Raw genomic sequence first — 3,544 nt, 5'->3', positions numbered from 1 at the left:
TCAGGGACGTGCGCAGCGCGTGCTTGCGGATCGCCTGCTGCTTGGTGAGGCCCTTCGCCCGTGCGGTGCGCACGTAGTCGGCCTTGATGTTGTCCAGCAGCAGGGAGCGCTGCAGGAAGTGGTAGCTCGAGTAGCCGATGAACACGAGCGCGATCGTCGGCAGGACGAGGTGCTGCAGCGAATCGATCAGCACGGGGAAGAAGCCCGTCACGCCATCGCTCGAGGCCCCGGTGACGTAGAAGAGGCGGAAGCCGAGGGCGTCGTTGATCGCGATCGCGCCGAGGACGATGCCGAGCGCCGCGACGATGATCGGGATGTTCATCGTGACGATCGAGATGCCCTGCCAGACGCGGTCCGCGAGCTTGTACTGCCGCGATGCGGTGTACACGCCGATGGCGATGCCGAGCACGGCCGCGATGATCGTCGCGCCGAGCACGAGCTCGCCGGAGACCCACATGCGGTAGGCGATCTGGCTGTTCACCGACTGGCCGGTCGGGCTCACGCCCCAGTTCCAGTGCAGGACGATGTTCGTGAACCAGCCCCACCAGCGCTGCAGCAGCGGCACGGTGTCGCTGAGATCGCGGGGTTCGAGGAGGCGATTGATCTGGTCCTCGCTCAGCGGAGGGCGACGTCCGACGTAGTTGCTGCGGGGATCGAGGAAGGCCCACGCGAGGAAGTACGTGACATTTGTCGCCACCACGATCATGAGGAGCCAGCCGAGAGCTCGGCGCAGCAGGTACTTGATCAAGATGGTGTTCTCTCTCTTGTCACAGACACCGCACGGGATCTCCGACGCAGCGCTGGGTCGTTGCCATATCAACACGACCCGAACCGGTGACACGGTGCTCCGTCCCGCGCAGCGCGGGACGGAGTGCTGTCACCGCTGAGACCCGGTTCCGGGGCGCGGCAACTTCGCGAGACTATCACCGGCCCGGCGCGATGGGGGATGAGGCACGCCTCAGTCCGTGCGCGCCGAAGAGGGAGGAACGGCGTGCGGGTGGGCGCGCCGGACGCTCCCGTAGAATCGTCGGGATACCCGGTTCACTCCCGGGCCAGCCCGATCCGTTCGCCGGACCCCGCATCGTTCAGGACCCCATGTCACCTCGCGCCCTCACTCCGCTGCAGCCGTCCGCGACGCCTCCGCAGCAGATCCGCAACTTCTGCATCATCGCCCACATCGACCATGGCAAGTCGACCCTGGCCGACCGGATGCTCCAGATCACCGGCGTGGTGTCGGACCGCGATATGCGCGCCCAGTACCTCGACCGCATGGACATCGAGCGCGAGCGCGGCATCACGATCAAGAGCCAGGCCGTGCGCATGCCGTGGCAGATCGACGGCGAGACCTTCGCGCTGAACATGATCGACACGCCGGGCCACGTCGACTTCACGTACGAGGTGTCCCGCTCGCTCGCCGCGTGCGAGGGCGCCATCCTCCTCGTCGACGCCGCGCAGGGCATCGAGGCGCAGACGCTCGCCAACCTGTACCTGGCGCTCGAGAACGACCTCACGATCATCCCGGTCCTCAACAAGATCGACCTGCCCGCGGCCGAGCCGGAGAAGTACGCGAAGGAGCTGGCCGATCTCATCGGCGGCAGCCCCGACGACGTGCTGCGCGTCTCCGGCAAGACCGGCGCCGGCGTCGAGGACCTGCTCGACCGCCTCGTGCAGGAGATCCCGGCCCCGGTCGGCGACGCGGACGCCCCCGCCCGCGCCATGATCTTCGACTCCGTGTACGACGCCTATCGCGGCGTCGTCACCTACGTGCGCATGGTGGACGGCAAGCTCGCGCCGCGCGAGCGGATCCAGATGATGTCCACGGGCGCCAACCACGAGCTGCTCGAGATCGGCGTCTCCAGCCCGGAGCCCGTGCCGGGCAAGGGCCTCGGCGTCGGCGAGGTGGGCTACCTCATCACCGGCGTGAAGGACGTGCGCCAGTCCAAGGTCGGCGACACGATCACGACCGCGCGCAAGCCCGCGACCGATGCCCTGGCCGGCTACACCGACCCGAAGCCGATGGTGTTCAGCGGCATCTACCCGATCGACGGCAGCGACTACGCGGAGCTCCGCGAGGCGCTGGACAAGCTCAAGCTCTCCGACGCATCTCTGCAGTACGAGCCGGAGACCTCGGTCGCGCTCGGCTTCGGCTTCCGCTGCGGGTTCCTGGGCCTGCTGCACCTGGAGATCATCACCGAGCGGCTGTCGCGCGAGTTCGGGCTGGACCTCATCACGACCGCGCCCAGCGTGATCTACGAGGTCCTCACCTCGGACACCGGGGAGACGGTCACAGTCACGAACCCCAGCGAGTATCCGGACGGACGGATCGGATCCGTCTCCGAGCCGATGGTGAAGGCGGCCATCCTGCTGCCCAAGGACTACGTCGGCACCGTCATGGAGCTGTGCCAGTCCCGCCGCGGATCGCTGCTGGGCATGGAGTACTTCTCCGAGGAGCGCGTCGAGCTGCGCTACATGATCCCGCTCGGCGAGATCGTGTTCGACTTCTTCGATCAGCTGAAGTCCAAGACCCAGGGCTACGCCTCGCTGGACTATGAGCCCGCGGGCTCGCAGGAGGCCGACCTCGTCAAGGTCGACATCCTGCTGCAGGGCGAGAAGGTCGACGCGTTCAGCTCGATCGTGCACCGCGACAAGGCGTACGCCTACGGCACGATGATGGCGGAGCGGCTGCGCAAGCTCATCCCGCGGCAGCAGTTCGAGGTGCCGATCCAGGCCGCGATCGGCGCCCGCATCATCGCCCGCGAGACGATCCGCGCCATCCGCAAGGACGTGCTCGCCAAGTGCTACGGCGGCGACATCACCCGCAAGCGCAAGCTCCTCGAGAAGCAGAAGGAGGGCAAGAAGCGCATGAAGATGGTCGGCCGCGTCGAGGTCCCCCAGGAGGCGTTCATCGCCGCGCTCTCGGGAGACGTCGAGGGCAAGGACAAGAAGTAGGCGGCAGCCTCAGGCGCTCGCGACGGCGCGGCGGAGCTCCGCGACGAGGGCGTTTCGCGTGGCCGCGGGGATGCGCTCCGAGGCGACCATCGTGAGCGGCAGCGGCGGGGGAGCCGGCAGGTCGAGCTCGCGGAGCTGCGACTCGCTCCGGTGGAACGCGGGCAGCGCCGTGATCCCCGCACCGGAGCGCACGGTCGCGAGCACGCTGGACAGATCGAGGCACTCGCGAACGACCGTGCGCCGTTCGCCCGCCGGGGCGGCGAGGATCGCGTCGCGCAGGGTGCAGGGCGGCGAGAAGACGACGAGCCCCGCGTCGGGCGCGGCGCCCGTCGCTCCGAACCAGGCGAGCGGGACGGATCCGATGTCGATGCGCCCGGGGCCGAGGTCGCCGTAGCCGAGGACGACATCGGCGGTGTGCGCGCGGACGAAGCGGCGCAGGCTGTCGGTGCGGTGGAATCGGAACCGGACCCGCCGTTCGGGGTGGCGGACCGAGAGCACCCTGGTCACCGTCTGCAGGACGGAGGCGTTGGCCATGTCGGTCGACGCGACCACGATGTCATCCCCTGGCGTGCCGACGATCCGGTCGAGGGCCTCG

General features: G+C 68.5%; 3 protein-coding genes. 1 reads left to right on the top strand and 2 read right to left on the bottom strand.

Annotated features, from left to right (window positions below):
• The coding region (locus B7X32_RS19465; protein ID WP_292723525.1) for an ABC transporter permease at positions 1-748 on the bottom strand (748 nt) is incomplete at its 3' end.
• 347 nt (positions 749-1,095) lie between these two features.
• Here B7X32_RS19465 and lepA point away from each other — a divergent pair.
• Positions 1,096-2,949, top strand: coding sequence for a translation elongation factor 4 (lepA, locus tag B7X32_RS19460; protein WP_292723522.1), 1,854 nt, complete (start codon positions 1,096-1,098; stop codon positions 2,947-2,949).
• 9 nt (positions 2,950-2,958) lie between these two features.
• On the opposite strand, the gene B7X32_RS19455 is transcribed toward lepA, so the two are convergent.
• On the bottom strand, positions 2,959-3,544 hold a 586-nt coding region (locus B7X32_RS19455), incomplete at its 5' end, for a LysR substrate-binding domain-containing protein (protein ID WP_292723519.1).

Origin of the sequence: Microbacterium sp. 13-71-7 (assembly GCF_002257455.1) — a bacterium.
GTDB lineage: Bacteria > Actinomycetota > Actinomycetes > Actinomycetales > Microbacteriaceae > Microbacterium.
This window is presented reverse-complemented; position numbering and strand designations above follow the sequence as displayed.

Bases quoted from the DNA above. Each gene is read 5' to 3' on its own strand.
- lepA (WP_292723522.1), top strand. From the start codon at position 1,096: ATGTCACCTCGCGCCCTCACTCCGCTGCAGCCGTCCGCGACGCCTCCG.